3 protein-coding genes are annotated in these 2,832 nt (G+C 59.6%); 1 reads left to right on the top strand and 2 read right to left on the bottom strand.

Annotated features, from left to right (window positions below; genetic code table 11):
• On the top strand, positions 1 to 631 hold a 631-nt coding region (locus EN925_RS30765; RefSeq protein WP_128337166.1), incomplete at its 5' end, for a helix-turn-helix domain-containing protein.
• Between the two features lie 285 nt (positions 632 to 916).
• Here the strand turns inward: EN925_RS30765 and EN925_RS30760 are convergent.
• Positions 917 to 1,921, bottom strand: a complete 1,005-nt coding sequence (locus EN925_RS30760; RefSeq protein ID WP_064994975.1) for a PleD family two-component system response regulator — start codon at positions 1,919 to 1,921, stop codon at positions 917 to 919.
• Positions 1,922 to 1,934: 13 nt separating this feature from the next.
• On the bottom strand, positions 1,935 to 2,832 hold an 898-nt coding region (gene cheB / locus EN925_RS30755; protein ID WP_128337165.1), incomplete at its 5' end, for a chemotaxis-specific protein-glutamate methyltransferase CheB.

The following is a 2,832-nucleotide window of genomic DNA, read 5'->3' as shown; positions in this document are numbered from 1 at the left end:
GCTCGACAATCGCGAGGCCACAATTCACTGGGGCTATGTCGAGACGCTCACGAACAACTACCCCGGCGTGAAGGTGAGGCCGGACCAGTCGCTTGTGCTGAGCGGCGAGGCGCAACGGGTGGTCATGGCGGGAGGCGGCTCGAGCTGGCAGGATCTCGCCCTCTATCTCATCGCGCGCTTTGTCGGCCTCAAGGAGGCGATGGAGGTCGCCAAGGTCTACATGCTGCAGTGGCACGACATGGGCCAGCAGCCCTTCGCCGCGCTGATGCGCTTTCGCCAGACCAGCGACGCGGTGATCAACCGGTGCCAGAGATGGGCGGAACTCAACTACCGGACGCCGTCGCCCGTCGCAGCCATGACCAAGTTGTCAGGCCTGTCCGAGCGCTCCTTCGTGCGCCGCTTCGCGAGGGCTACGGACATGAAGGCTATCGACTACATCCATGCGCTCAGACTCGAGAAGGCAAAGCAGCTGCTGGAGGGGGGCGATCTCCCTGTCGAAGCGGTGGCGAATGAAGTCGGCTACGAGGATGCGAGTTTTTTCGGGCGTCTTTTCCGCCGCAAGGTCGGGGTGACGCCGGCGCAATATCGCATTCGCTTCGGTGCTCTCCGGCGAGCATTGAGCCGCGATTGATTCTCAACCATCGCGGCGCGATGCCGATATTCCGCTTGGCGCCTCAAGTCAGCCGTTGAGCTGGCCCCAGCGGAATCCCAAAAGCAGAAATTCGAGCGATCAGGCGAACCGGCACGTTCCCACCCAGAACCGGACGCCCAGCGGTCATTAACGATGGGTTCGAGCTCCAGCCGCAAAGTAAGCGAGCTGGTCGGCATAGAGCTTCTTGAAGGCCGGGCGAGCCCAGGCGCGTTCAACGTACGCTCAGAAAGTTCCATCTTAGCCTGAGAAGTGCGTTGAGCTTGTCTAGCTGCGGGACATATGAAGCGCGACACGATTTCGTCCTTCCGATTTGGCACGAAATAGGGCCAAATCGGCGGCATTGACGAAATCATTTGGCGTCTCGTCCGCGGTGGGCACCGCTGTTGCAACGCCGACGCTGATGGTCACACGATCCGGGCCGTGGGGTATGTTCAACTCCCGCACGCCCTGGACGAGCCGCTCTGCGATCGCACTGGATTGTTCCAGTAAAGTGTCGACCAGCACGACCACGAACTCTTCGCCTCCGTACCTCGCAGCGAGGTCGGTGGAGCGGCCGGAACCGCTCTGGATCACGCGGGCGATTTGCTTGAGCACCTCATCGCCGGCCATATGGCCATAGGTATCGTTGTATCGTTTGAAGTTGTCGGCATCGATCATCAACAGCGACAATGGGGACTGTGCGCGAAAAGCGCGCTTCCATTCGGCCGCCAGATATTCATCAAAATAGCGCCTGTTGCCGAGGCCCGTCAGGCCATCGATCCGCGTCAGACGTTCAAGCTCGAGATTTGCACTGATCAGCTGTCGCTGGCTTTCCCTTAGCGCTCGGTATGCCGCGTCTCGCTGGACGTGATCCAGATAAGCCCGCGTGTGATATCGAATACGTGCAATCAGCTCGATACGATCCGGCAGTTTGACGAGATAGTCGTTCGCTCCCGCAGCAAAGGCTTCGCCCTTGGTGGCTGGATCTTCCTTGCTCGACAGCACAATGACTGGGACCGCGCGTGTCGACGCATGCTTCCTGTATTCTCGCACCAGATGCAGCCCATCGACGCCGGGCATGACGAGATCCTGCAGGATAACGGTTGGCTTTACCTCATCCGCGACTGTCATTGCTCTCAACGGGTCGGTGCAGAAGTGTAGGGAAATATCGGGTTCGTTGGCTAGAGCGCGCCTGACCGCCTCGCAAACCATGATCTGATCATCGATGAGCAGAACCATGGATGAATAGTTGTCTGTGAGTGGCGGGACCAGCTCTGGTTCTTGCGTCATCGGACGAGCCTTTTCACGTGGAGCGCTCGCAGGCTTCGATTATACGTGAGCCGATCGCACTCAAAGGAAGAATATCAACAGCCGCGCCGATTTCGGCGGCGGCCTTCGGCATGCCATAGACTGCACTGGTTGCTCGATCCTGGGCGATCGTGAGATGCCCTTTGTCGCGGAGCTGTCTTAGCCCGCGCGCACCATCCCTGCCCATGCCTGTGAGCAGGACACCAATCACAGAGCCAGGCCACCATTGCGCCGCACTTCCGAAGAACACATCAACGGACGGCCGATAAACATTGTCCTTGGGGCTGGGCGTATAGCCAAGTTGTTGAGCTGACTTGAAAACCAGATGATCCGCAGAACTGGCTACGAGAACAGTGCCCGCTTGAGGACTATCCTTTTCCCGCGCCGGACGGATCGGGAGAGGCGTATGCTGTCCCAGCCAATCAGTAAGCCCCGGCACGAACTGAGCATCGAGATGCTGGACGAGCACGATCGCGCCGTCAAAATCAACGGGAAACGCACTCAGGACTGCGGCAACGGCGGCCGGCCCGCCCGCGGAGGCGCCGATTGCAATTAAGCGTCGAGGTGTCGGCTCAGCGTCACGTGACATCCGCCTTTTTGTCTTGGCCGGCGCATCACCGATCAGCTTGCCGATCGTCGCAATCTTGTTCGTTAGAAGCCGTGCGGATTGCGAGGACGCATTACCTTCGATGCCTACTGACGGAATATCGACCGCGTCCAGCGCGCCATGGCCCATTGCTTCGTAGACACCGGCGAGGTTGGCTTCGATACTGGCGGTCACCAGCAAGATTGAGCACGGGGTTTCCGCCATGATTCTGCGCGTCGCTTCCACGCCGTCCATCTCTGGCATCGCTAGATCCATGAGTATCAGATCCGGCAGATCACGTCTGCAG

Origin of the sequence: Mesorhizobium sp. M7A.F.Ca.US.006.04.2.1 (assembly GCF_004022915.1) — a bacterium.
Lineage (GTDB): Bacteria > Pseudomonadota > Alphaproteobacteria > Rhizobiales > Rhizobiaceae > Mesorhizobium > Mesorhizobium ciceri.
The sequence above is the reverse complement of the archived record's forward strand: the minus strand, read 5'-3'. Positions and strand labels throughout refer to the sequence as shown.